This window comes from Bacillus sp. 7894-2 (assembly GCF_002272225.1).
Taxonomy (GTDB): Bacteria; Bacillota; Bacilli; order Bacillales; family Cytobacillaceae; genus Cytobacillus.
This window is the reverse complement of the sequence record NZ_NPDG01000058.1, coordinates 13,913-39,816: the sequence shown is the minus strand read 5'-3', so window position 1 is coordinate 39,816 and position 25,904 is coordinate 13,913. Positions and strand designations below refer to the sequence as shown.

Annotated in this window: 24 protein-coding genes; 3 read left to right on the top strand and 21 right to left on the bottom strand. The window is 41.3% G+C overall.

Annotation, left to right across the window (positions count from 1 at the left end):
* Window positions 1–71: 71 nt before the first annotated feature.
* The 9 genes from CHI10_RS22960 to CHI10_RS08630 form a co-directional block, all read right to left on the bottom strand.
* The gene (locus tag CHI10_RS22960; RefSeq protein ID WP_095243922.1) at window positions 72–287 is read right to left on the bottom strand and encodes a YuzI family membrane protein; all 216 of its coding nucleotides are present in this window, start codon (window positions 285–287) and stop codon (window positions 72–74) included.
* A gap of 156 nt (window positions 288–443) precedes the next feature.
* The gene (opp4C, locus tag CHI10_RS08665; protein WP_095243921.1) at window positions 444–1,364 is read right to left on the bottom strand and encodes an oligopeptide ABC transporter permease; all 921 of its coding nucleotides are present in this window, start codon (window positions 1,362–1,364) and stop codon (window positions 444–446) included.
* Window positions 1,365–1,376: 12 nt separating this feature from the next.
* Window positions 1,377–2,342: an oligopeptide ABC transporter permease gene (gene opp4B, locus CHI10_RS08660; protein ID WP_095243920.1), complete on the bottom strand. Its 966-nt coding sequence runs from the start codon at window positions 2,340–2,342 to the stop codon at window positions 1,377–1,379.
* Between the two features lie 97 nt (window positions 2,343–2,439).
* Window positions 2,440–4,170, bottom strand: coding sequence for an oligopeptide ABC transporter substrate-binding protein (gene opp4A, locus CHI10_RS08655; protein ID WP_095243919.1), 1,731 nt, complete (start codon window positions 4,168–4,170; stop codon window positions 2,440–2,442).
* Window positions 4,171–4,206: 36 nt separating this feature from the next.
* Entirely contained in the window at window positions 4,207–5,223 is a 1,017-nt protein-coding gene (locus CHI10_RS08650) for an ABC transporter ATP-binding protein (protein WP_179288982.1), read from the bottom strand.
* A complete protein-coding gene (locus CHI10_RS08645) occupies window positions 5,223–6,248 on the bottom strand; it encodes an ABC transporter ATP-binding protein (protein WP_095243917.1) in 1,026 nt (341 codons plus the stop codon). Before CHI10_RS08645 ends, CHI10_RS08650 begins: the two co-directional genes overlap by 1 nt.
* 148 nt (window positions 6,249–6,396) lie before the next feature.
* Window positions 6,397–7,062: a DUF2268 domain-containing putative Zn-dependent protease gene (locus CHI10_RS08640; RefSeq protein ID WP_095243916.1), complete on the bottom strand. Its 666-nt coding sequence runs from the start codon at window positions 7,060–7,062 to the stop codon at window positions 6,397–6,399.
* 241 nt (window positions 7,063–7,303) lie between these two features.
* Complete coding sequence (gene fabF / locus CHI10_RS08635) at window positions 7,304–8,542, bottom strand: beta-ketoacyl-ACP synthase II (protein ID WP_095243915.1); 1,239 nt, start codon at window positions 8,540–8,542, stop codon at window positions 7,304–7,306.
* 46 nt (window positions 8,543–8,588) lie between these two features.
* Complete coding sequence (locus CHI10_RS08630) at window positions 8,589–9,521, bottom strand: beta-ketoacyl-ACP synthase III (RefSeq protein ID WP_095243914.1); 933 nt, start codon at window positions 9,519–9,521, stop codon at window positions 8,589–8,591.
* Between the two features lie 214 nt (window positions 9,522–9,735).
* On the opposite strand from CHI10_RS08630, the gene CHI10_RS08625 reads away from it, so the two are divergent.
* A complete protein-coding gene (locus CHI10_RS08625; protein WP_095243913.1) occupies window positions 9,736–10,119 on the top strand; it encodes a hypothetical protein in 384 nt (127 codons plus the stop codon).
* 54 nt (window positions 10,120–10,173) lie between these two features.
* Here the strand turns inward: CHI10_RS08625 and CHI10_RS08620 are convergent, their stop codons facing one another.
* The 4 genes from CHI10_RS08620 to CHI10_RS08605 form a co-directional block, all read right to left on the bottom strand.
* Window positions 10,174–10,362: a ComZ family protein gene (locus CHI10_RS08620; protein ID WP_095243912.1), complete on the bottom strand. Its 189-nt coding sequence runs from the start codon at window positions 10,360–10,362 to the stop codon at window positions 10,174–10,176.
* A gap of 29 nt (window positions 10,363–10,391) precedes the next feature.
* Window positions 10,392–11,348: a BMP family ABC transporter substrate-binding protein gene (locus tag CHI10_RS08615; RefSeq protein ID WP_095243911.1), complete on the bottom strand. Its 957-nt coding sequence runs from the start codon at window positions 11,346–11,348 to the stop codon at window positions 10,392–10,394.
* Between the two features lie 109 nt (window positions 11,349–11,457).
* Window positions 11,458–12,285: a hypothetical protein gene (locus CHI10_RS08610; RefSeq protein WP_095243910.1), complete on the bottom strand. Its 828-nt coding sequence runs from the start codon at window positions 12,283–12,285 to the stop codon at window positions 11,458–11,460.
* Between the two features lie 79 nt (window positions 12,286–12,364).
* Entirely contained in the window at window positions 12,365–13,102 is a 738-nt protein-coding gene (locus CHI10_RS08605; protein WP_095243909.1) for an alpha/beta hydrolase, read from the bottom strand.
* Window positions 13,103–13,286: 184 nt separating this feature from the next.
* On the opposite strand from CHI10_RS08605, the gene CHI10_RS08600 reads away from it, so the two are divergent.
* Window positions 13,287–13,478, top strand: a complete 192-nt coding sequence (locus CHI10_RS08600) for a DUF2929 family protein (RefSeq protein ID WP_035327181.1) — start codon at window positions 13,287–13,289, stop codon at window positions 13,476–13,478.
* A 69-nt stretch (window positions 13,479–13,547) separates the two neighbouring features.
* Here the strand turns inward: CHI10_RS08600 and clpB are convergent, their stop codons facing one another.
* Both clpB and CHI10_RS08590 read right to left on the bottom strand, forming a co-directional pair.
* On the bottom strand, window positions 13,548–16,145 hold the full coding sequence (clpB, locus tag CHI10_RS08595) for an ATP-dependent chaperone ClpB (RefSeq protein ID WP_095243908.1): 2,598 nt from the start codon (window positions 16,143–16,145) through the stop codon (window positions 13,548–13,550).
* A 152-nt stretch (window positions 16,146–16,297) separates the two neighbouring features.
* Window positions 16,298–16,477, bottom strand: a complete 180-nt coding sequence (locus tag CHI10_RS08590) for a YjzC family protein (protein WP_095243907.1) — start codon at window positions 16,475–16,477, stop codon at window positions 16,298–16,300.
* A 169-nt stretch (window positions 16,478–16,646) separates the two neighbouring features.
* Here CHI10_RS08590 and CHI10_RS08585 point away from each other — a divergent pair, with 169 nt between their 5' ends.
* A complete protein-coding gene (locus CHI10_RS08585) occupies window positions 16,647–17,459 on the top strand; it encodes an undecaprenyl-diphosphate phosphatase (RefSeq protein WP_483294949.1) in 813 nt (270 codons plus the stop codon).
* Between the two features lie 36 nt (window positions 17,460–17,495).
* Here the strand turns inward: CHI10_RS08585 and argF are convergent, their stop codons facing one another.
* The 6 genes from argF to argJ form a co-directional block, all read right to left on the bottom strand.
* Complete coding sequence (gene argF / locus CHI10_RS08580; RefSeq protein ID WP_095243905.1) at window positions 17,496–18,452, bottom strand: ornithine carbamoyltransferase; 957 nt, start codon at window positions 18,450–18,452, stop codon at window positions 17,496–17,498.
* The gene (locus CHI10_RS08575; protein ID WP_095243904.1) at window positions 18,449–21,574 is read right to left on the bottom strand and encodes a carbamoyl-phosphate synthase (glutamine-hydrolyzing) large subunit; all 3,126 of its coding nucleotides are present in this window, start codon (window positions 21,572–21,574) and stop codon (window positions 18,449–18,451) included. Before CHI10_RS08575 ends, argF begins: the two co-directional genes overlap by 4 nt.
* Complete coding sequence (locus CHI10_RS08570) at window positions 21,567–22,646, bottom strand: carbamoyl phosphate synthase small subunit (RefSeq protein ID WP_095243903.1); 1,080 nt, start codon at window positions 22,644–22,646, stop codon at window positions 21,567–21,569. Before CHI10_RS08570 ends, CHI10_RS08575 begins: the two co-directional genes overlap by 8 nt.
* Window positions 22,647–22,723: 77 nt before the next feature.
* A complete protein-coding gene (locus CHI10_RS08565; RefSeq protein WP_095243902.1) occupies window positions 22,724–23,881 on the bottom strand; it encodes an acetylornithine transaminase in 1,158 nt (385 codons plus the stop codon).
* Entirely contained in the window at window positions 23,878–24,651 is a 774-nt protein-coding gene (gene argB / locus CHI10_RS08560; protein WP_095243901.1) for an acetylglutamate kinase, read from the bottom strand. The genes CHI10_RS08565 and argB overlap by 4 nt, the downstream gene beginning before the upstream one ends.
* Before the next feature lie 12 nt (window positions 24,652–24,663).
* The gene (gene argJ / locus CHI10_RS08555) at window positions 24,664–25,893 is read right to left on the bottom strand and encodes a bifunctional ornithine acetyltransferase/N-acetylglutamate synthase (RefSeq protein ID WP_095243900.1); all 1,230 of its coding nucleotides are present in this window, start codon (window positions 25,891–25,893) and stop codon (window positions 24,664–24,666) included.
* Window positions 25,894–25,904 lie beyond the last annotated feature (11 nt).

Below are 25,904 nucleotides of genomic sequence, written 5' to 3'. Positions count from 1 at the left end.
TTTATTCCTAATTTGCACTCACAATCCATTATTTGTAATATATAATCATTAAAGTAATTGATGATATCCTTTTATTCATCCTCATTGGAATGGGGTATATATATGCTCATTGTGATAATAATGATTCCGACCGGAAGCAAATAGCATTCTGGACGAGAGGTAATAAAGTCCAAGTATTCTTTGAAGGAATGTCCAGTTGTAAGCAAATTTAAATACCCTATGATACTGACTCCTCCTGAAACAGAAACCCCAAATCCCGTTAAAAGCCAAAATGCCCTAAACAACATATTCTCTTCTATATATGTGAGTCTTAATAGGTTTTGTTGCTGACATAAACTCACTCCCACTATCTTTTTTTACATGTATATGAAGAAATTTGTTTAGATATGTACAAGCTATAGGCCATTAGACAACAAAAAACGCCTGATTACAGGCGTTTTTTGTTATCTGTTTGATTTAGGGTTGAAGGCATCTTTTAAGCCTTCACCAATAAAGTTAATAGATAGAATTGTAAATGTTAGAACAGCAGCAGGCGGAATCCATATCCACCATTTACTTGTTAAAACATCGGGACTCCTTGCTTCCTGAAGCATGTTCCCCCAAGTTGGAATGTTGATTGGTACACCAAAACCAAGGAAGCTTAGGCCTGTCTCTGCTACGATCATCGCTGCAAGAGTAATGGTTGCCTGAACAATAATGGTTGACATGACGTTTGGCAGTAAATGTTTAAAAATGGTTTTCGGTGCAGAACATCCAATGGATACCGCACTCATGATATATTCATTTTCCTTCTCAGCCATGACCTTGCTTCGCACCAGACGTGCAGTCCCTGTCCAGCTGAGTACACTTATTACAAATATGAGGGTTCCTGTACTTGATTCAATAAAAATGGATTTCAACACGATAACAAATAGCAGGAATGGAAAGTTCATCATAAAGTCTGTGAATCTCATCAGGGCATTATCAACCCAGCCACCAAAGTAGCCCGCAGTAGCACCAACGAGAGTACCAAGGGTAATAACCGAGATCGTGATAGAGAATGCAAGCAAGAGTGATGTCTTGCCGCCATGCAGAGTTCGGGCAAAAACGTCTCTGCCAGACTTGTCAGTGCCGAAGTAATGTTCAGCAGATGGCTCTTTGCTCATTTGTGTTAAATTAATCTTGGCTGTCTCCTCAACCGGCATAGTCAGCGGCTCAGCCAATATGGACATTACACAGACCAGCAGCAGGAATACCAGACTGATCATTGCTGCTTTATTGCGCAAAAACTTGCGGCGGGCGAGAGCCCATGGTGATTGACTCTTCGGAGGTTTAACAGGCTCTGCTAAACCAGGCGAAGTTTGCTGTGAAATTGATGGTTCCATACTCTCACCTACCTAACTTAAACGAATACGCGGATCTACTAATCCATATAGTAAATCTGCAACTAAATTTCCAATAAGCGTTAGAATAGTCAGCATCATGGCAATAGCCATCATGACAGAATAATCACGTGAATTAACTGATTCTACGAATAAATAACCGATGCCAGGGTATGTGAAAATGGTTTCTGTGATAATTGCCCCTCCAAATAGATTGGCAATATCGAATCCAAGTAAAGTTACAATAGGTATGATTGAGTTTCTTAGAATGTGCTTATTATAAATCGCAGATTCTTTCGTACCTTTAGCTCTTGCTGTACGAACATAATCCTTGCGAGAGCTTTCGATCATATCATTTCTTAAGAACTGTGTATATGCGGCTGTAGCCATGGCTCCAAGTACTAAAGCCGGCAATACTGTATGTTTTGCTTTACTTAAGTAATATTCCAGTGTTCCTGCTTCTACCCCGCTGCCGATACTTCCAGTGGCTGGAACCCATCCTAGATTGATGGCAAAAACATAAATAGCAACCAAAGCTGCAACAAAGCTGGGAATTGCAAGTGCTAGATAGTTAAAAGCTGATACTAAATAATCGCCAATGCTATAGGCAAACCGCCCAGAGTATCTTCCCATTAAAAAGGCTAATAAATAAGTGATTAACAGAGCTGATATTCCTAAAATAATCGTATTCGGCAAACGGTCACCAATTAATTCCATAACCGGGCGTTTGTGAACAAATGAATCTCCAAAATCTCCTTGGACCACACCACTCATCCAGCGGACATACTGCACAGGAATAGGATCATTCAATCCCATCTGCTCACGCATTTCTTCAATATACTCCGGATCTGAGTTTAATGGGTCAATTTTTCCAGATAGTGCATCACCAGGCATAAGCTTTGCCAGGGTGAAAACCACTACTGAGATAAGGAAAATTATTGGAATCATACCTATGAGTCGTCGAATTGTGTACTGTAGCATTTCCATTCCCCTTACCAAACAAAAATTTATTCGCTGGTTAAACTTGTATTCCTTGGGAGAACAAATCCCCCAAGGAATACAGGTCCCTTTAATACTATTACTCTACAATGTGCCACTTGTGGAACTCATCAGTTCCAAATGGAGTTACTTTAACTCCGCCAACACGCTTGTTGATCGCCCATGGATCTACACGCTGTTCGAAGAAGATGATTGGCAATTCTTCATTAACAAGCTTTTGCCATTCATTATAGACTTCCTGACGGTGTTCAGTAACATCTTTACTTTCATCTTCAGGGAATGTAATACCCTTCTTAATTAGCTCATCAGACTCTTCACTGTACCATCTCCACATGTTCCACTTATCAGTAGATAACCAGATTCCAGCTGGATCTGGATCATTTGCAAGTCCCCATGCACCCATGAATGTCTCAACAGATGGATCATCTGCTTCGATAGTGTCATAGAAAAGGTTGAAATCTTTTAATGAACCGCCATTAAGCTTTGCATTTAAGCCAACTTCCTGCCATGATTGCAGGATGAATTGAGCACGTGCTTCTGAAGTTTCAGCGCCTGCCATTGCATCAAAGTTAATTGTAAATGGTTTGCCTTCTGGGTCTTCACGGAAGCCGTCGCCGTCTTTGTCCACATAACCTGCTTCGTCAAGTAATTTCTTTGCTTTTTCCGGATCATACTCATACGGATTGATTTCTGAATCATCAATTTTCGCCCAAGATACTGATGGGAAAGGAGTGTTTAATGGTTTTCCTAAGCCATTTGCAAAACCATCGATAAATGCCTGACGGTCAATGGCATGTGCCATTGCATGGCGAAGGGATTTGTTCTGGAACTTCTTGTTATCAGATACTACTACACCTTTTTTAGTGTCATAGTGACCCCAGTCAAAAGCAATATAGCTGTAAGACATAGCATCTGCTTCTACCGGATTTACGTTATCAAGAGCTTTAATAGCTTCCCATTGATCTTTTGGAGCTTCGATAACATCGATTTCTCCGTTTTGCACTAAACCTTGCGCAAGAGAACCATCAATGATTTTGTATACTACTCCATCCAATTTCGCTGGTCCCTGCCAGTAATCATCAAAACGCTCAAATTCGATCATTTCACCAGGTACGATGTTTTTCACTTTAAAAGGACCTACACCGATTGGAGATTTACGGATTTGATCGGCGTCCGGAAGCTCTTTAGAAGAAATATCTCCGTAGTAGTGCTTTGGTTCAGGATAAATCCAGATATTTTCCAATAAGTTAACAGAAGGCTCAGTTACTGTTACCTCAATTGTATAATCGTCTACTACATTGATACCTTCAATTTTGTCAGCTTTACCATCTTTATATTCTTGAGCACCTTTGATCATTGCTACGTTAGCAAAACGGGCACCTTCATACGTTGGATCTGCAATTAAATACCATGCATATTCCATATCTTCCGCTGTTAATTCTTCACCATCATGCCATTTAACCCCTTGCTTAAGCTTGAAGGTTAATTTAGTTTTGTCTTCAGATAACTCATATTCTGCCAGGTTCGGTTCAGAAATAAGCTCATCATTTACTTTAAGCAATCCTTCATGCATAAATTGAAGTGCATTTGCATCATCTTCACCTTCATAATAAGCAAAAGATAAAACGCCTTTAAATGGCTGTGTGTAACCGAATGTTACTTTGCCGCCTTCTTTTACTTCTCCAGATGCTTTCCCATCATCTTTTGGTTCCTTTTCAGTGTTGGCTTTCTCTCCGCCGCCAGAACATGCTGCAAGGAATACAGACATGACAAGCAGAAGCGAAAGCAGCCAAAATGCTGATTTCTTCATTGTTTTCCCCCCGAAAAATATTTTTTTGACAAAGCCTTATTTATATAAGTGACAAGCGACTCTATGCCCAGGCTTCACCTCCTTTAATTGCGGTTTTACACTCTGGCATTCAGGCATTGCATGTGCGCAGCGCGGATGGAATGTACATCCTTTTGGAGGATCAATCGGGCTTGGTACATCACCCTCTAATATGATTCTTTCTTTTTTCTTCCGCGGATCCGGTTCAGGAATCGCAGAGATCAGTGCCTGAGTATATGGATGCAGAGGCTCTGCGTAGAGGCTGTCCTTTTCAGAGACTTCTACAAGGCCTCCCAGATACATAACCCCTATCCGGTCACTCATATGTTTAACAACACTCAAATCATGGGCAATAAATAAGAATGTAAGATCAAATTCATCCTGCAGCTCTTTTAGTAGGTTCAATACCTGTGATTGGACCGAAACGTCCAGGGCTGAGACAGGCTCATCCGCAATAATCAGCTTAGGCCTTAAAGCCAGGGCTCTTGCTATTCCGATACGCTGTCTTTGCCCGCCGGAAAACTCATGCGGATATTTATAGTAAGCATCTTCAGGCAGTCCAACTTTCGCAAGAAGATCCATTACTTCCGGCTTCAGTTCCTTTTCGGATTTGCTGTTATAATTTCTGATTGGCTCTGACACAAGGTGTCCGACCATCATCGTGGGATTTAATGAAGCATATGGGTCCTGGAAGACCATCTGGAAGTCCTGGCGGATTTTCCTCAGGCTGGTCCCTCTCACATTAGTGATATCCTGTCCGTCAAAAATGATTTGCCCCTCTGTCGGCTCCAGAAGTCTGAGTATTGTTCTGCCTGCTGTTGATTTTCCACAGCCTGATTCTCCAACCAGTCCTAATGTCTCCCCTTTTTTAATTTCAAAGGTAATATCATCGACTGCCTTAACGACAGCTACAGTCCTTCTAAGGATTCCGCCTTTTATAGGGTAGTATGTTTTTAGGTTTTTAACCTCTAATAGCACTTCATTGCTGCTTTTATCCTTTTTTAGAACAGCTGTATTATTATGCTCTGTACTCATTATGCGTTCACCTCTTGTTTCGGCTGGCTTGTCTCGTAAAGCAGACAGGCAACCTCATGTCCTTCTTCATTTTCTGCCAATTGAGGTGTTACTGTCAGGCATTCAGGCATTGCCTTAGGGCAGCGCGCCGCAAATTTGCAGCCTGTTTTAGGCATATTTTTTAATGAAGGCACAATTCCTTTTATTGTGCTTAGCTTTTCCACTTCTTCATCCATTTTCGGAATGGCTCCCATCAGGAGCTGAGTATAAGGATGCTTTGGATTGTGAAATAAAGAATCTACATCTGTCCGCTCTGCTATTTTTCCTGCATACATAACGATTACTTCATCGCACATCTCAGCTACTACACCAAGATCATGAGTAATCAGAATGACGGACATATCATTGACTTCCTGGATTTCTTTTAAAAGCTCAAGAATTTGGGCTTGTACAGTTACATCCAGGGCAGTAGTCGGCTCATCTGCGATCAGCAGCTTCGGCTGGCATGCAATGGCTATGGCAATCATAACCCTTTGCCTCATACCTCCTGAAAGCTGATGCGGATATTCATCCACAATTTTTTCAGGTCTTGAAATTCCTACACTTTTTAGAAGTGCAATACTTTTAAGCCGTGCTTCTTTTTTGGAGATCTTCATATGATTGAATAATACTTCCTGCAGCTGGAACCCGATCGAGAAGACAGGATTTAATGAAGTCATAGGTTCCTGGAATATCATCGCGATATCTTTTCCCCTGATCTTATTAATCTCTGAATCTGTCATGTTCTCCAAATGAACACCGTCAAAGAGAATCTCACCGTTTCGGATCTTGCCAATGCCTTTAGGCAGGAGTTTCATAACAGAGAGGCTCATTACAGACTTTCCGCACCCGGACTCTCCCACTATTCCAACTATTTGTCGGGGTTTCACTCGGAAAGAAACATTATCAACTGCGTTATAGTATGTACCATCTATGGAAAAAGCCGTTTCTAGATTCTTCACCTCTAGTAAAGGTGCGTCTTTATGCTTACGGGGTTTTGCGCTCATAGGACACCTCTTACATTTTTAATTATTCTGTTAATTCATTCTATTTGTCTAAAATATTATTACAAACTTATTACAATTGCAAGATTTTTTTAAAATTTATTAAAATTCATTTTTCTTTTTCAAAAAAAAAAGCCCACATTTTAGGACTTTAAAGCGAATGTGAATCCAGTTTATATAAAGTTTGGTCCACAAAATATTCGGACGGCGCACTAAAAGAAATTTTTGTAGAAAAACTTTTTTTCTCTTTGAATTCCCTTACAATTTCGTATCCGGCAGCATAACCAAGTAATAGAGGATATGATCCCTCACCATATAATATCTTTTGATGGAGCCTATCATTCTTTTTTATTTTTAAGTTCGATTTAATCAATTTATTCCAGAAATTCCTGATCTCCTCTTTCGAATACCTGCTGCACCAGGATCCTCTGAACTTCTTTCCACAGTGTATTTCTACTGAATGTTCGGCAAGCCCTTCCAATATTATGGAATCAAGCAGCGTAAATTCTTCAAGCTTTTTTTTCTGTGAGTTAATTCTGCAGACATGGTGATATTCATGCACAAATAAAGCCTCTAGTTCATCTTCTTCTATTTCAGAAGGAAGAAACAGAAAGAGCATATTTGCGAAGGATACTCCTGATTTACCAGGATGCCGCGAAAAAAGTCCGCCTCCAGCAGTCGGAAAAATGTAAACATCTATGTCAGGCCCGGTCCACATCCTCCTATATTTTAAGTGAATCTTTTTCGCCAGATCCCACGCTTTCTTTTCTTTTAACTCATTGAAATTATTCCTGCTGAACCGGTCAGGTTTATACATGCCGAACCCCGTTAGGTACTCGTATATTTTTCGGGGATTATCATCATTGAAATGTCCAGTAAGCTTTTCACATATTTTAAGCGGTTCCTTAAAGTCTTCCTCGAGCCATAAATCTGTTCTAACTATCCCATTTCTGCACCTCCTTATACTCGATAATATGTAGGTATAAGGATTTTGTTAATTTTAAAAAAAGCTGATTCAAAGGAGGTTTGACTTCCCTTAAATCAGCTTTGATTATTTCTTATTCATATCTTTTAAAAACAATGGTTGCATTGTGGCCGCCAAAGCCCAGTGAATTGCTCATTGCTGCTGTTATTTCTTTTTCCCTGGCCTTATTTGGAACATAGTCCAAATCACATTCAGGATCCGGGTTTTCGAGATTAATGGTCGGCGGCAGGATTCCTTCCTTCATTGCCAGAACTGTGAAAATAGCTTCAATTCCGCCTGCAGCTCCCAGAAGATGTCCTGTCATTGATTTAGTCGAGCTTACTGCCAATTTATAGGCATGGTCTCCAAAAACCTCTTTGATTGCCAACGTTTCAAACTTGTCATTATAATCTGTACTTGTGCCATGGGCATTAATATAATCGATATTATCCGGCTTTAAGCCGCCATCTTCGATTGCCATTTTCATGGCTCTTGCTCCGCCTTCTCCTCCCGGAGCCGGTGCAGTGATATGATAGGCATCCCCGGTAGCACCATATCCTACTATTTCTGCATAAATTTTTGCGCCGCGGGCAAGTGCATGCTCAAGTTCTTCAAGTACTACAATTCCCGCACCTTCTCCAATAACAAACCCGTCACGGTTCTGATCAAATGGGCGGCTGGCCGTTTTTGGATCCGGATTAGTTGAAAGCGCGGTGTTTGCACAAAATCCGGCTACAGACATTTTTGTGATTGGTGCTTCTGCCCCCCCTGAAATCATCGCATCCGCATCGCCGCGCTGAATAACCTTGAAGGCATCTCCGATTGAGTTTGTTCCAGTCGCACATGCAGTCACTGTACATGAGTTAAATCCTTTTGCACCCAGATAAATCGAGACTTGGCCAGTAGCCATGTCCGGAATCATCATTGGCACGAAGAATGGACTGACTCTTCTGTATCCACGTTTCATAAATATTTCATATTGATTTTCGAATGTTTCCATTCCGCCGATGCCTGAACCAATCCAGACACCGATGCGATGAGCATTTTCATCTGTAATCTGAAGGTTTGCGTCTCTAACAGCCATCATGGATGAAGCAACAGCGTAATGTGTGAAGCGGTCCATTTTTCGGGCATCTTTTTTATCAAAAAAGTCTTCAGGATTGAAATCCTTTACCTCAGCAGCTACTTTAGCCGGGTACTCATCTGCATTTAATCTAGTCAGCGGCCCAACCCCTGAAACACCTGACTTAATATTATTCCATGTCGTTTCTGTATTATTTCCAAGCGGAGTTACAGCTCCAATGCCTGTAACAACAACCCTTCTTTTATTCATAAGATTGCAGCTCCTTTTACATTATCATCAAATTTAAATGAAGTTCTTATCTTCCCCATCTTATCGCAATGGCTCCCCAGGTTAGTCCTCCTCCGAAGCCCACCATTACAAGCAAATCATCATCTTTAATTTTACCAGCTTCCAGCTCTTCCACCAATGCAATCGGAATAGATGCAGCAGAAGTATTTCCGTATTTATCCACTGTTTTGGACATCTTTTCAACAGGAAGTTCCAATCTTTGTCGGGAAGCTTCCATGATGCGGATATTCGCCTGATGAGGGATTAAAAAATCCACGTCTTCTTTGGATAATCCAGCTTTCTCAAGCACATTGATGCAGCTTTCACCCATTTGACGAACCGCAAATTTGAACACTTCACGCCCGTTCATGATGATATATTCATCCTGGTATAGATGTTTTGCGCCAGTACCATCTGCTCCTAATTCAAATGATAATATCCCCCGGCCATCCGAGACTTGCCCAATTACAGCTGCACCTGCTCCGTCTCCAAATAAAACGGCAGTATTACGGTCATTCCAGTCTGTAACTTTTGAAAGCTTTTCTACACCTACTACTAAAACATTTTTATATGTCCCAGTTTCAATAAATTGTTTTGCCGTTATGATACCATACATGAATCCTGCACATGCAGCACTAATATCCATTGCCGCCGCCTTGCTTGCTTTTAGCCTCTCCTGGAGCATGCAGGCAACAGATGGAAAGGGCTTATCCGGTGTAACCGTTGCAACTAAAATCAGATCTAAATCCTCTGCTTCAATGCCTGCATTAGCCAATGCCTTCAGTGCCGACTCGTAGGCCATATCTGATGTATCGATGCTGTCATCCGCAATTCTTCTCTGTTCAATTCCAGTCCTGGTCCGGATCCATTCGTCAGAAGTATCAACTATTTTCTCCAAATCAGCATTTGTTACCACTTTTTCAGGAAGATATCTTCCGATTCCTATAATTCCAGCATTCATGGAGTCCCACTCCCTTTCATATTTACAAACCCATAAGTATTCTCTATTTAAATATTAATATCAATTATTATGACTTGGTACTAATTTTATCAAAAGTTTATATAATAACGCAACACTTTTTACCTTGCCTGCTGATTACTCCACAAATGTCTATACCCGGTCAATTTTTCTTCATATGCTGATATATAGGCATCTGGAAGGAGGGAACTGGCATATGCTTGATAAAGATGAAAAAGACAGGGGATATACAGAGGACCCTTTAACCCATTTTTTATTTGGGGAAAGAGTCAGAAATAAGCCAGATGGAGGCAAAATTGAATTCGAAAGCAGTGCTGAAGAACATCAGGGGAAAGATGATTGGCTTTTCGGTGGCAGAAACAGAAATGCTCATGAAGCTGACGACTGGCTCTTAGGGGGAAAAAGCAGAGAAACTACTGAAAGAGAAAGTTCCGGCAAAGAAAATGAAAACAATATCCTGAACAATATAAACTTCGAGGAACTGATGGGCAACATTGATACGCTCATGTCTTCAGCTCATCATTTAAAGCCGTTACTGAAAAAAGCGGGTCCTTTGCTGGAGATGTTTTGGAAGAAGTAGAGGCTGGTATTCCAAAAAACAACAAAAACCAGCCTAAAAGGCTGGTTTCCCAAATTATTCACTCTTATCCAAGGCATCCGCTTTGCCCATTTCATAGGCTTCGTTCATTACTTTAGTGAATAGGTTCATAAATGGCTGAATCATTTCCATGGATAGTTCGATGCCTGCTTCGTCGAGCTGCTGTTTGGCTTCCGGCAGGTATTTCATGGCGATTTGCATGAATTCCATATTCTTTTCGTTCATCTTGCAGCACCTCCTATGTATGGTAATTACTATTCAGGCAATTTGCCTGTTTTTTTGTAATTCTCAATGACAGCGTTTAGTTCTTTTTTGAATTTTTCGTCGACGTCCGGGCTGAATTTCCCAAGTGAAATCACTTCATCCTCGAAATCGAAGGATAGATTACCTGATTCAAGCTCGCCTTCGTTATATTTTTCTGCCACTAGTTCATATAAAACATCTACATGCTGAATTGTACTGGTCAGGACAACTGATTCACCTAAATCCGACTGATCGGAAATATAGCCGATGGCGTAGAGCCCTTCTTCTTTCAGCTTTTCGATAACAGGAACATTATACCCATCTCCGGCCGGATATACAACATCTGTCTTATTGGCAATAAGTTTGTCCAAAAGAGCGATGGCTTTGTTATCATTGTCCCAGTTGCCAACATATTGGATCTGCACGTTTACTTTATCATTGATATAGTTTGCACCTTCATAAAAACCTTCTACTTCCGGCTGCCATTCAAAAGCCGCCAGTATTCCTACATTATTCGTTTTCGTCATATGTCCTGCAACCATGCCTCCGAAGAAACCCATTGCATATGCTTCAAAGTTTAAACTGGTGGTGTTTTCATTTTGAGCGTCACCATTAAAGCTGACAAAGTGAATGTCAGGATATTTTTTTGAGATGTTATTAAAGTATGCAGCGTATTCATTGCCATGTCCAAAGATCAGGTTCACACCTTTTTGGTCAAACTCTTTAACAGCTCTTTCAACAACCATCTCTGAATTCATGCCTTCTTTATAATAAACCTCAATATCATAATGGGATTGAATCTTTAGCATGCCTTTATAGCCTTTGGTCCCCCATACTTGGTCATTGACAGTATCGGGTACTAATAATCCAGCTTTCTCAAGTTTTCCTGCAGACATTGGCTGTCTGCAGGAGGCCAATAAAAGAAGGCACAAAAGAAGGATCCCTAAATTCTTTAATGTCTTATGCATCTTCTTTTTCTCCGCCTCTCTGTCTTTCGCTTCCTGCTGCCGGTTTAATTTACCAGACTAATTTAATTCTACCTTTTCTTTATCTCAAATGGAAAGATTTTTTTCCAATTTACAAGTCATCCGGGTTTCCTAATGAAATAAACTGTTGTCTTTGTTTTTCGAGACCATCGGAGAATTTTACTGAACACTGAATCGTTCTTTCAGTTACTTTCCCTAATGCCAAATCGGGACATCTCCAATTTTCATTATTGCCAAAAGAAAGGTAGTCAGCGCATTTTCGCCAGTGCCCGGTGGTGCTGCTTTTCAAAAGATAAGACTCATCTAAAGGCTTATCTGTACAATTTGATAAGAAAATAATGAGATCATCAATATAGATAGCATCATGTATCCATTCTCTTTCACTTATCATTACTCTTTCTTCCGCAATGACCTGATGAAAACTAAATTCCTTAGGCTGCCAGGGTCCATATATAACAGGCAGATAAAAGGCTGCAACTGAAATATTGTTTTCTTTAAGGACTGTAATAACATCTTCCACCCGGCTGTGTGTTCTGCTGATGTCTTTAAGCCACTGAATGGGAAGCAAAAATGCAATTTTTACCTGAAGGCTCTGGAATATAGCCAGGTTTTTCATAAGAAATCCTTCAATGAGCTCCTTCTCCCATAAAGCACCAAGCTTATTCCTGATATACAAGTCGTATATATCTATAAAAATCGTGTCATTTTTTAGTATTTTTCCAGATTTAATCCATGCAGAATAGTTTTTTTCATTGAAATTGGCATTTCGTCCGATTGTCAGTCGTTTTTCTTGAATTAACGCGTCATCTTTTTCTTTGTCGAAATGGATTCCATCTATCTCGCAGCCCTGGTCCAGAAGATGCTTGCACAGGCTGAAACCTATAAATTCAAATGTCCCTAGAATGACTGCCCTGTCCATCTTCACCCCTCCTTGGAAGCATATTAATGTATACTATGCTCAAAGGATTGTCTTTATTTCTTACGGAATTACAGCAGATTTACAGGACTTTTTCATATTTTCTAAAGAAGCTTGTCATTTGAGAAGAAATTCGCTGTTTTTTATCCGGGAGGATATAAAACACTGAGATAGGGCTATTTTCATTTTCCCATTGTATGGATCGTTTCTTTAAATAATCCGATTGCTTGTAAGCTCTTCCGCCGGCCAGAACCTGAATGATTCTGACGGGGACTTTAAGGCCGGATGTGAGGTTCTTTTCATGTTTGCTGAGCTGTTCTGGTATGTTATCCGTTTCTATTTCATAGGAAGCTGCCAATTCTTTTAATAGTTTCTTATAAAAAAACTTATGCTCTTTTTCCTGGTCGAGATGGTGCTTTAGTGAGAGAATAGGATTTATTAATACCGCTGAACGGATTAAATCACTCATTTCATGCAATAATCTAAGGGCAACCAACGCTCCCATGCCCTCAGCAATAATATGGATCTTTTCGTTAATTATTTCTGTACGCAGAATATATTCATACAAGTACTTAGCCTTCTCAACAGCCCGATCGCTTCCCCAGTGCCTTCCGTATAAATTTGAATAAAAGATCGTATAGCCATCTTGCCTGAGTTTCTTAATTAATGAACATTTCCCTTCATTTTGAGTCCAAAAACTGCAGTTTCTATCAACAAAGTGCCGATCATCCCCAATTATCAGAATACCGAAACCACTTGGTTTATCTGGGTAATGAATCATGCACCATTCTGTATCCAGCTGGAAGTTCCGGCTTTCCATAGTAAAACTCCTTTGCAAGTTTGTTCATAATATAATGTATGTAAATAAACTTAAAATGAAAGGGAGATTAGCCTAGTTTAGACAAGTTCATCAATGGGCTCAAAAGAGAAAAAATAAATAAATTTATTTCTTTAATGGCTTATGCTAATATGAAAAGGGATTAATTATGTTAGAGGTGAAATAGATGAGATTCTTTTGGACATTCTTCTGGACTTTCCTTCTTGTTCAAATGTTAACGTACGTAGTTTCCTCAATGCTTGGAGCGCCATACGATTTTGTAACCGGCACCATTCTGGCGGCTGGGACAACTGTTCTAATTTTTGTTGTCGCTTCCATCATTCCTGAAGGTCCTGTTGAGAAAGAAGGAATTCATTAATCTGCAGCTTCTGCAGGAAACGAAAAGAGTCATCCTGTTAATTCAGGATGATTCTTTTCATTTGTGTCCTTATTTTACCAGCAGTTCAATTCTGCCGTTTTCTGCTGATATAATAACTTCACTTTGATCTTTAATTTCTCCTGTGATTATTTTGCGGGCTAGTGCTGTTTCAACGTTCCTTTGGATAAACCGTTTGAGCGGCCTGGCGCCGTAGACAGGATCAAACCCGTTTTCTGCAATATATTCTCTCGCATTTTCATTTATACTTAACTTAATATGCTGATCTGATAATCTTGCTTGAAGCTGAGTAATTAATTTTAATACAATACCCTTTATTTCATTGAGAGCTAATGGCTTAAACAAGATAATTTCGTCCACTCTGTTTAAAAACTCCGGTCGGAAATGGCTCCTCAGCTGTCCAAGTACATTGTCTCTGGTCTCTTCAGTTATGTCTGACTTATTGGAAGATCGTTCCAAAAGAATGTGGGAGCCGATATTGGAAGTCATAATGATAACCGTATTTTTAAAATCAACCGTGCGGCCCTGTGAGTCAGTGATCCTTCCATCATCAAGCATCTGCAGGAGGATATTAAAAACTTCTGGATGAGCCTTCTCAATTTCATCAAGCAGGATTACTGAGTACGGCTTCCTTCTGACAGCTTCTGTCAGCTGACCGCCTTCCTCATAACCTACATACCCCGGAGGAGCGCCAATCAATCTTGATACAGCATGTTTTTCCATATATTCGGACATATCAATTCTGATTATTTGCTCCTCACTATCGAACAGTGACTGTGCTAGCGCCTTAGCTAATTCAGTTTTTCCCACCCCGGTTGGGCCAAGGAAGATGAAAGAGCCAATGGGGCGGTTTGGATCTTTAATGCCTGCCCTGGCTCTTAGGACAGCATCTGACACAAGCTGCACCGCTTCATCCTGACCAATTACTCTTTCGTGAAGGATACTTTCAAGACGAAGCAGCTTTTCACGTTCTCCTTCAACAAGTTTTATCACGGGAATACCTGTCCACCTTGCCACAATGCCAGCAATCTCTTCTTCTGTGACTTCCTCTCTCAGCAGCCTGTCCCCTTGATTCTCATTAACTGCAATTTCAAGCTCTTTCAATTCCTTCTCCAAAGCCGGGATTCTTCCATGGCGAAGTTCTGCGGCTTTATTCAAGTCATAATTATTTTCGGCTTCCTCCAGTTCGCGGCGCATAATCTCAAGCTGCTCCCGCTTTTCCTGGACTTTTTGGATTCCTTCTTTTTCAAGCTGCCATTTAGCTTTCATGCTATTTGCCTGATCCTTTAGTTCAGCCAGTTCTTTTTGCAGATCTCCGAGTCTCTTTTTGCTTGCTTCATCAATTTCTTTTCTTAGTGCCGCTTCTTCTATTTCCAGCTGCATGACCCTTCTTGTGACTTCATCCAGCTCAGATGGCATTGAATCAATTTCCGTCCTGATCATCGCACAGGCTTCGTCAACCAAGTCAATCGCCTTATCAGGGAGGAAACGGTCTGTAATATACCTGTCTGATAAGGTTGCGGCAGCCACTAATGCACGATCGTGGATGTTGACCCCATGATGAATTTCAAAGCGCTCCTTCAGCCCTCTTAGAATGGAGATTGTATCCTCTACATCCGGCTCCTGCACCAATACCTGCTGAAAACGCCGTTCCAAGGCAGGATCTTTTTCAATATATTTGCGGTGCTCGTCAAGGGTGGTAGCTCCTATACAATGCAATTCTCCCCTTGCAAGCATAGGTTTCAGCATATTCCCTGCATCCATGGCTCCTTCTGTTTTGCCCGCACCTACAATGGTGTGTAATTCGTCAATAAAAAGAAGAATTCTGCCTTCGCTTTTCTTAACTTCATTTAAAACTGCTTTCAGTCTTTCCTCAAATTCACCCCGGAATTTGGCTCCTGCAATTAAAGCACTCATATCAAGGGCAAAAATGGTTTTATCCTTAAGGCCTTCAGGCACATCTTTACGGACAATTCTCTGCGCCAAACCTTCGACAATAGCAGTCTTTCCTACCCCAGGTTCGCCTATTAAAACCGGATTATTTTTGGTTTTTCTTGAAAGGATGCGAATGACATTCCTGATTTCGCTGTCCCGGCCAATTACAGGATCAACTTTTCCCTTCTTTACCTCTGAGACAAGATCTCTTCCATACTTTTTTAATGCATCATATGTTGATTCAGGATTTTGCGATGTCACTCTCTGATTCCCCCTGACTTCTTTAATCGCCTGCTCCACTTGCATTTGACTTATCCCGTATAATTTTAAAATTACTGCCGTTTCGGTATCCGCTGCTGCAGCAGCCAGCAGTACATGCTCCACTGACATGAAATCGTCCTGATAGATCTTCATGTATTTTTCTGCTTCGGCCAGCAGCCGCTGCAGTTTACCGGTAATATACAGCTTCCCTTGTTCTGTTCCTGAACCGGATACTTGCGGTTTCTTTCTAAGTGCTTCCTGCATTTTATCAGAAAAGGAATCTGCAGGAACCTGCATTTTTGACAAAATTAATGAAACAAGGCTGTTTTCCTGCTCCAATAAAGCCAGGAATAAATGAGCTTCATCCACCTCCTGATGCTGCCCGCGAATAGCAATGGACTGTGCATTCATTAACCCTTCCTGAAGCCGCTCTGTCATCCGATTTACATCCATTATGCAACCTCCTCTTTGACCTTTTTTGACCTTTTAATTTTATTATAAGGCAATCTTTTCATATGTAAAGTTTTCAGCTTTTTCCATATCTAAAAAGCCATCCGCTATAGGGATGGCTCTATTTCCTATTTCCCCAATTTCCATTTATTAAATCAGGGCTTTCTTTTATATGTCCAAATCCGGTTATGATTGGATGTTTCCGGGAATTGGTCCCCCGCTCTCATTTTAAGCATTTGAGGATTATTGACGTTGCTTCCCGTTTCGCCAATTTCTATATAAATTCCATTATTAGGCGCCTTCTGGCCAGCCTTAAATTGTCTGTTTTGCCCCATCCAAATACCTCCTTTAATCGTAAATCACTTATTATTATTTCCACTCTTTCATCTCTCATGAGGGAAACTATTGGCATCGCATAAAGCAATGAAAAGGATATCACTTTACTCTGCTCTCCTTTTTATAGTTAAATGGGATGTATGAGATTTCATTATGGAGGATTTACTTGTGACTGATTTTCTGACATTGCTTAAGTACTTATTTTTGGGATTGTTTCAGGGATTTACTGAGCCTATTCCCATTTCTTCGAGCGGGCATCTGGAAATTGCCCAGCACTTTTTCGACCTTGATATTAAAGGGCTAAGCTTTGCACTTCTTGTAAATACAGCCTCTTTATTAGCTGTTCTGCTTATATACAGAGAGGATATTATAAGACTGATTCGAAATGGCCTTGCATACGTTACAACCAAAGATAAGCAGGCGGAAGCAGATTTTCAATTTATCCTTTACTTGATTATCGGTACCATCCCTGCCGGTGTTATTGGCATTTTGTTTGAGGATTTTATTGATGACCATCTTGCCAATATTAAGACAGTAGGGATTACTCTTATCGTAACTGGACTTGCCCTGTGGCTGATCAGGAATTTACGCGGACGGAAAAATGATGCTGAATTATCTTATAAGGACGCAATCATTGTAGGTCTTGCCCAGGCAGTTGCCCTGATACCGGGAATCAGCCGTTCCGGTGCCACCATTGTCGCCGCTATGGGACTTGGGATGAAACAGGAAACAGCCTTAAGGTTTTCTTTCCTTCTATATATCCCCGTAAGTGCCGGCGGAATGATATTGGGCTTCAACGACATTTTAACTGATCCCAATTTATCTGAATTGGCTTTACCCTATATTATAGCCTTTTTTGCCTCACTGATTGCATCTTACTTTTCCCTGAAATGGTTTATGAATATAATGGCTAAAGGGAACCTGAAGTATTTTGCAATTTATTGTTTTATCGTTGGGCCGCTTGTTTACTTATTATCTTAATGAAAAAGCCTTCTCTGCGATGAGAAGGCTTTTCCATTATAATATCTCTGAAAGAATGGCTTTCTGAACATGAAGCCTGTTCCCAGCCTGCTGAAACACAGCGGAATTGTTTCCATCAATGACCTCTGCTGTAACTTCCTCACCGCGATGGGCAGGCAGACAATGCAAAAAGACGTAATCTTTTTTGGCTTTTTGGACAAGATATTGATTAACCTGATATTCAGCAAAGTCTTTGAGTCTCTTGTCATTCTCTTCTTCCTGGCCCATGCTCGTCCAGACATCCGTATAGATGGCATCGGCATTAGCAGCGGCTTCTTCAGGATTTGATGTGACGCTTACCTTTGAACCGATTTGTTCGGCAAACTCTTGTGACTGCTGGAGAACAGATTGATCCGGTTCATACCCTGCAGGACAGGCAATCGTGATATTTACCCCCATCTTGGCAGAAGCAATCATTAATGAATGGGCCACATTATTGCCATCGCCTATATATGCCAGGTTTTGGCCTTTTAACTCCCCATTATTTTCTTCAATTGTTAGTAGATCTGCAAGAGCCTGGCATGGATGATAAAGATCTGTCAGGCCGTTAATAACCGGGATGTCCGCATGATAAGCAAGTTCCTGTATCTTCTCATGTGAGAACGTGCGGATCATAATCGCATCAACATACTGGGAAAGCACTTTAGCTGTATCCGCTATGCTTTCTCCTCTTCCGAGCTGCAGGTCCTGGCTGTTTAGATATAAGGCATGGCCCCCAAGCTGAAGCATCCCTGCTTCATAGGAAACCCTTGTACGCGTAGATGACTTTTCAAAAATCATGCCAAGGATTTTCCCTTTAAGGATAGATGTTTCTGCCCCCTGCAAATGAGCTGCCTTTAATTGCTTTGCTTTTTCCAAAAGTCCCTTTATTTCATCTCCTGAAAAGTCTGCAAGTGTTAGAAAGTCCTTCCCTTTAATATTTAAGCTCTTATCCGCTGTCTGAGTTGAAATCATATGACGCCCACTTCCTTTTCTGCCTCATTATTTTTTATGCCCTGCCAATCTTCAATGGACTTAACATCCCATTCGCCTGCCGTCATTGATTTTAATAATGCAATAAGCGTTTCCTTTTCACTGAAAGTCAAAATTCTGTTTTTGGTTCCCATTTCTCTCATTTTTTTATCTTCTTCACTCATTCCGGGATTATATAACGCAAAGGTTTCCTGGGCATTCCAGTCCATATTGTCTGGAGACAGGAAAACAGGCACAGCTTTAGCCTGATTAATATAATGTGTTAATTCGTCTGTTTTTGGAGAATTTGCTATTACGACACATTTGCCCTTAACACCATTTAAACCAGCGTGGAAAGACTTTCTGACAGCTTCCTCATAATTAGGCGCCAGTGAAATGCCCTCACCTGTTGATTTCATTTCAGGCCCTACTTTGCTGTCCAACCCCTTTAAAGCATAATTCGAGAAGACCGGAAATTTCACACATACAAACGGGAGTTTCGAATCAGCCGGAATTTCATCTTTCGACAAATTATATTTCCCAAGCAATATTTTTGTCGCAATCTCTACCAGCTGCACACCTGTGACCTTGCTGATAATAGGCACCGTTCTGCTTGCACGGGGGTTAATTTCAAGAATAAATACCTCTTCATCCTTTACGATATATTGAATATTCATAAGTCCTTTATAATGGAGCTTTTGCACAATCGCTTTTGCATAGACCAGCATTTTATTCTGGACTTTCTCTGAAAGATTTTGCGGCGGGAGAACGGACATGCTGTCTCCTGAATGGACTCCGGTTTTTTCAATATGCTCCATAATTGCCGGTGCACATATATAATTTCCATCTGACGCCAGATCAAGCTCAGCTTCTAAAGCATGCACGAATTGATCAATCAAAATCGGATAAGGGACATCACCTTTCGTTAAATAACTTTCAAGCTCAGATGATGATGAAATACGTTCCATTCCTCTGCCGCCTATAACATAAGATGGGCGTACAAGAATGGGGTATCCAATGTTTTCAGCTGCTGCTTTTAGCTCTGCTTCTGAGTGGACAACATCTCCTTTTATCCTCGGGATATTTAAATCATCTAACAGCTGATAAAAAAGCTTCCTGTACTCTAATGCATCGATGGTATTTGAGTCAGTACCAAGCAGGGTAACGCCATAAGCTTCAAGATCCGATGCCAGATTCAAAGCTGTTTGCCCGCCAAGCTGCACAATGACTTCTGAAATTCCTTCTGCTTCAATCACATTCAAGATATCCTCAAGGATTAACGGTTCAAAATAAAGCCTGTCAGCGGTTGTATAATCCGTACTAACCGTTTCAGGGTTGTTATTGATCATGATTGTCTCCACGCCTTCATCTTTCAGCGCAAACACTCCCTGAACAGAGCAATAATCAAATTCGATGCCCTGGCCAATCCTGATGGGGCCGCTTCCGATAATCAGGACTTTTCTCTTATCACTCTTCACCTGTTCATTTTCACCAAAATAACTTGAATAAAAATAATTAGATTGTGCTTCAAATTCAGCAGCGCATGTGTCAACCATTTTATAGGCAGGAAGAATGCCAGCCTCTTTCCGTTTGCCCCTGACTGCTTTCTCGGTTACTTTCCATTCGAATGCAAGAAAATTATCACTGAAGCCCTTTTCCTTAAATAGCTGCAGCTCTTCTTTTGTTGCTCCATCAAGTGTTAAGGAAGAAATGCGCTTTTCCAGTTTCACCATTTCACTGAGTATGTGGAGATAGAAATAATCTATTTTTGTGATAGAGTGCAATGCTTCTAATGAGTGGTTTCTCCGCAGCAATTCAATCACGGTAAAAAATCTTTCATCAGTCTGCTTTAATAGCAATTCCTCCAGTTCATCTGCCGATTTAGCTGATAAAACTGGTGATATTAAATCCATTCCCTTCACTTCAAGTGAATGGATTGCTTTTAAAAGAGCCCGTTCCAGATTCCGGTCAATACCCATTACCTCTCCGGTGGCTTTCATTTGTGTTCCGAGCCTGCGGTCTGCAGAAGGAAATTTATCAAAAGGCCATTTTGGAAATTTAACAATGACATAATCAAGAGCTGGTTCAAAGCTTGCAAATGTGTCTCCTGTTACAGGGTTAATGATCTCCGATAAGTTATACCCGACTGCAAGTTTTGCAGCCATTCTGGCAATTGGATAGCCTGTTGCTTTGGAAGCAAGGGCAGATGACCTGCTGACTCGCGGGTTTACTTCAATCAAGTAATAATTCCTGCTTTGCGGATCCAGGGCGAATTGAATGTTGCATCCTCCAATGATGCCCAGCTCTGAAATGATTTTAATGGATGCCGTTCGGAGCATCTGGTACTCATCATCAGTTAAGGTCTGAGAAGGTGCGACAACAATTGAATCACCGGTATGTACCCCTACAGGATCAATATTTTCCATATTGCAAATCGTGATGCATGTATTCCGGGAATCCCGCATAACCTCATACTCTATTTCTTTAAAGCCTGCTATGCTTTTTTCAACCAGACATTGGCTAATCGCACTTTCTTTTATCCCGCCCTGCACCAGGGATATCAGGTCTTCGAGATCTCCGGCAATTCCCCCGCCTGTTCCGCCAAGGGTATAGGCTGGACGGACGATAATAGGGAATCCAATTTCACGGGCAAATTGAAGCGCTTCTTCCACTTCATGGACAATGATGCTTTCGGGTACAGGTTCGTTAAGCTCATTCATCAGCTTACGAAAAGCTTCCCGGTCTTCACCTTTCTTAATGGATTCAATACTGCTGCCCAAAAGCTTCACTCCATAACGTTCAAGCACACCTGATTCACTCAGTTTAAAAGCAAGATTTAATCCTGTCTGGCCTCCCAGTGTGGCAAGCAGGCCATCTGGACGTTCTTTCTTTATAATCTTCTCAAGGCTGTCAGCTGTCATCGGCTCAAAATAGACTTTATCAGCAAAAGCTTTATCAGACATAATGGTAGCCGGATTGTTATTAACAAGAATAACCTTATAGCCTTCTTCCTTTAATGCTGCGCAGGCCTGTGTTCCTGCATAATCAAATTCTGCTGCCTGCCCGATGACAATAGGGCCGGAGCCGATTACTAATATGGATTGGATACTGGTGTCTTTAGGCATAAGCAAAAACTCTCCTATTCTCCTCTTGAATCATGTTCATAAACTCATCAAAAATATAATCGCCATCCGCAGGTCCCGGATGTGCTTCAGGATGGAATTGTACCGTATGGATTGGAAGGACCTTATGCATCAGTCCCTCAATAGACTGGTCATGAAGGTTTATATAACGGGTTTTGAACCCTGTACCTTTTATGCTCTCGTCATCAACCACATAACTGTGATTTTGTGATGACATAAAGACAGTGCTCTTCTTCATGTCCGCAATCGGGTGGTTGGCACCCCTATGGCCAAAAGACAGTTTCTTTGTATTGCCTCCAAATGCTAAAGCTGCCAGCTGGTGGCCAAGGCAAATTCCCAAAGCCGGATACTGCTCCAGCACCTTTTTTAATTCCGGGAGTATGCTTTTTAATTCTTTTGGATCTCCAGGCCCGTTTGAAAGCACTACCCCGTCCGGATTTAATTTTTTTATCTGTTCAAAGTTTGTATTATATGGAACAGACGTAACCTTGCAAGCTCTTTTCAGCAAAGAATCCACAATTGATTTTTTAGCGCCAAAATCAATGACAACTATATGAACGCTGCCCTCTCCAAAGCACTCCTTAGCTTGTGAAGATACTTTACAAACTTTTTCATCCTTTAGAAGCAGCATTCCGTCAGCTGATGTTTCCGAAGAAGACATTTTTGCCGGCATACTGCCTTCGGAACGGATTTTCTTTACAATGGAACGGGTATCCATATGCCCTAATAATGGAATATTCCATTTTCGAAGATATTCCTGAAGTGAATAGGCGGATTTGTAATGTGAAGGATTTCTGCTTCCTTCATAAACAATAACCCCGGCAACATGTGGTTTCTTGCTCTCAAAATCAGACTCATTTATCCCATAATTTCCGATTAGAGGATACGTAAATACAATAATTTGATCTTTATAAGAGGGATCTGTCAAAACTTCCTGGTAGCCTGTCATTCCTGTAAAAAAGACAATTTCCCCTTCTATATCCTTTTCAGGATGATCCGTCAGCCATTGGCCCTTATAGGAATGGCCGCTATTTAAATGAAGGTATCCTTCCATTCTCAACACCTCGAAGCAATTTGTATATTTATATAACTTTGTTAATTTTTATTCATCTATGTGAAAAATAATACAGCTTACACAGCTGATTTTGAAAATTCCTTTAGGGTGGATTGCAGAATTTGTACCGCTTCATCTATTTCAGATTTGGATGCTGTCAAAGGAGGCAGCAGCCTCAAAACATTTTCCCCTGCAGGCAATGCCAGCAAGCCCTTGTCTCTTAATTCCTTTAACAAAGATGGAAGAGGGATATCTGATTCAATACCGACCATCAAACCAAGTTGGCGAATCTCTTTAACAGCTGCGATCTGTTTTAGCGCTTCTGACAATTTGTCAACAAGATAGGCACTTTTCTCCTGAACGCCTTGTAAAAAATCATCATTAAAGACTGTCTTCATTGTAGCAATAGCTGCAGCAATGCTGATCGGGTTCCCGCCAAATGTTGATCCATGGCTTCCTGGTCCAAACACCCCTTCTAATGCTTTTCTTCCGATTACAGCGCCTATTGGCATTCCGCTTCCCAGACCTTTAGCTGCGGTTACGATATCGGGCTCAAGGCCAAAATGCTGAAATCCAAAGGCTTTCCCAGTCCTGCCAATGCCGGTCTGAATTTCATCTACTATCAGCAGCGCACCATATTCTTTGCAAAGCTTCTCTGTTTCTGCAAGAAACTCCTGATTCCCAATGTGAATCCCGCCTTCACCCTGGACAATTTCCAGCATTACAGCGGCTGTTTCCAAATCCATATCATTCTTTAATGCATTAATATCATTAAAAGGAACATATTTAAATGTTTCCAGCATGGAACCATAGCCGTTTTTTATTTTATCCTGTCCTGTTGCAGCCATAGTGGCGAAGGTCCTCCCGTGGAATGATTGCTGAAAAGTAATGATTTTTTCCCGTCCCGAAGCTTTTCTGGCTAGTTTGATAGCTGCTTCATTTGCTTCTGCTCCACTGTTGGCAAAGAATACAAGGTCCATGCCCGCAGCTTCAGAGAGAGTCTTTGCTGCATTCTCCTGCTGACCCTGTATGAACAAATTGGAAACATGCCAGAATTTATTCAGCTGTTCGTTAATAGATTGTTGGACACTTGCTGGACGGTGGCCCAGATTGCAGACTCCGATTCCTGAGGTGAAGTCCAAATAGCGCTTCCCGCTTTTATCAAAAAGATAACTTCCTTCTGCTTTTTCCGGCTCGACTTCCCACCGGGCATACGTAGGAAATAGGTTACTCAATTTAAGACCCCCTTCTTGGCAGAAACGTTCGTCCCGATCCATATGCCATCCTTATAAAACTTTTCTTTACCTGATACAATCATTACGCTTTTTAGTCCTTTGCTGATTAAGCTCAAGGCAGATGTAACTTTTGGAATCATCCCGCCTGTAATTTTTTTATCGTTAATATGCTGTTCAATTTCATCCGCGTCAAGCTGGGGAGCGAGGCTGCCGTCAATGAAAATTCCTTTTACATCCGTTACAAAGATGCACTGTTCAGCTTTAATGGCATTGGCAACGGCTGCCGCAGCATAGTCGGCATTGATATTCAGTTTCGTGCCGCCTTCTGAAGCTGCAATAGGAGTAATGACAGGGACCAGGTCTTCGTTAAATAACATTTCCAGTAACGACGGATTAACAGCCGTTATTTCTCCAACCAGTCCAAGCTCATCCTGATTGATGCATTCTGCTTTTAGTAATCCTGCATCACTGCCATTTACGCCAAAACCTCTCAAACCATGCAGTTCGATCATTGAGGTAAGTTTGCGGTTTGATTGTCCCGACAAGACCATCTCTGCTACCCCCAGAACTTCCGGAGTCGTCTTTCTTAGCCCATTGACAAATTCATGAGGTATATTATAAAGTTCCAGCATGCTGTTAATTGCCGGGCCGCCTCCATGAACAAAAACAATCTGGTATCCTTCTTTCTTCAACAATAAAACACTATCAAAAAAATCTTTTCCCAGTTCTTCCATAACACTGCCGCCGCATTTAATGACTATACTTTTCAAATGGCATCCCCCTCAGGTACGATAGCTTGCATTGATTTTGACATAATCATAGGATAAGTCACATCCCCAGGCCTTCCCTATGCCTGCTCCCTGATGAAGATCCACAGTAATCTGAATGGCAGTATTGGATAAGTACTCTTTTGCTTCTTCTTCAGAAAATGTCAAAGGAACACTATTTTTCAGCATGACTATAGGTCCGATTGAAATATCTACCGAAGATGGATCAATAGCCGGCTGGCCCTGTCCGATTGCCCCGATAATTCTGCCCCAATTGGCATCTGCTCCATATATAGCAGTCTTTACAAGGTTCGAGCCGACAATCTGTTTAGCAATCATTCTTGCATCATCATCGGTTTTTGTCCCCGATACCTCCACCTCGATCAGCTTTGTTGCTCCCTCACCATCTTTTGCGATTTGTTTGGCCAGACTTTCACAAGTTTTGGAAAGCATTTGTATAAATACATCCCAATCTGGATGATCCGGCGAAAGTTTATTGGTACCGCTGGCTCCATTGGCCATGACCATTACCATATCATTTGTTGAGGTATCTCCATCAACGGTTATCTGATTGAACGTTCGATCGGTAACCTGTTTTAAAGCAAATTGCAAATCAGAGCTGGCTATATTCGCATCTGTTGTGATAAACGCAAGCATCGTTGCCATATTGGGATGAATCATTCCTGAACCCTTAGCAGACCCGCCCATCGTGACTGTTTTTCCATCAATAACTGCAGAATAGCAGCACTTCTTCATCACTAAATCTGTTGTTAATATGGCTGTTTGAAAATCGTCTGAGTGAATTGCCTCATTGCCGGGCTTCATCATCTTAATGCCCTCTTCTATCTTATCCATCTGCATATACTCGCCAATGACACCGGTAGAGGCAACCGCCACATGCTGTTCCTTTAAATTGAATTTATCTGCAGCTGATTTTCTCATTTGATAAGCATCTATTAGACCCTGTTCCCCTGTACAGGCATTGGCACATGCACTATTGACAATGACTGCCTGTATGAGTCCATAGGCTGCAATGCTTTCCTGTGTAACTTTTAGAGGGGCCGCCTGAAAATGGCTGGTTGTATAGACTGCTGCACAATGTGCAGGAATATCGCTTAAAATAATCCCTAAATCCTTTTTGGAATAGCGCAGCCCTGCATGAACACCCGCTGCTGTAAAGCCTTTCGGTGTGATGATGCTCCCGGCGGGCACTTCAGCTACTTCAGCTTGAGATACTAATTGCATTTATCTTTCCT